Source organism: Helicobacter sp. MIT 05-5294 (assembly GCF_000765675.1).
Classification (GTDB): Bacteria; Campylobacterota; Campylobacteria; order Campylobacterales; family Helicobacteraceae; genus Helicobacter_D.
This window is the reverse complement of record NZ_JRPA02000093.1, coordinates 1-406: the sequence shown is the minus strand read 5'-3', so window position 1 is coordinate 406 and position 406 is coordinate 1. Positions and strand designations below refer to the sequence as shown.

The 406-nt window shown below is 26.6% G+C and carries 1 protein-coding gene; it reads right to left on the bottom strand.

Annotated features, from left to right (window positions below; translation table 11 throughout):
- A partial coding sequence (locus tag LS69_RS10185; RefSeq protein WP_138124745.1) for a hypothetical protein occupies window positions 1-261 on the bottom strand: 261 nt, incomplete at its 3' end.
- Between the last annotated feature and the right edge of the window lie 145 nt (window positions 262-406).

Genomic DNA, 406 nt, shown 5'->3' with positions numbered 1-406 from the left:
TTGCGCAAAAAAATGTTCTATCCTAGTTCTCGTATCTAGCTTATAATGCACATACATGGGTTTTCCATCTATATGGATTCTGTTGAGTTCATTTACCATAGCTTGTAATTTATTAATCTTTGCCATTTCATTGTCCTTAATTCCATTGAATACACCTCTTAGCATTTCAAGAGTGAAAAGTGGCATTATGTTATTATTTATGATTTTTGTTTGTTTTATAATCTCAAAGTTATTTTGGATTCTTACTTCTATATACTGCATTATTTTATCTATATTGATCTTGTAATTCTTCCCAAATAAAGAAGTTTTAAAATTATTTTGTATATGGTTAGTAAAGGTAAGTTTTTTATAAGCTTCTTTTTTTAACATATTTTCTACAATGTTGCCCTTATTATCTTTTTCTTCT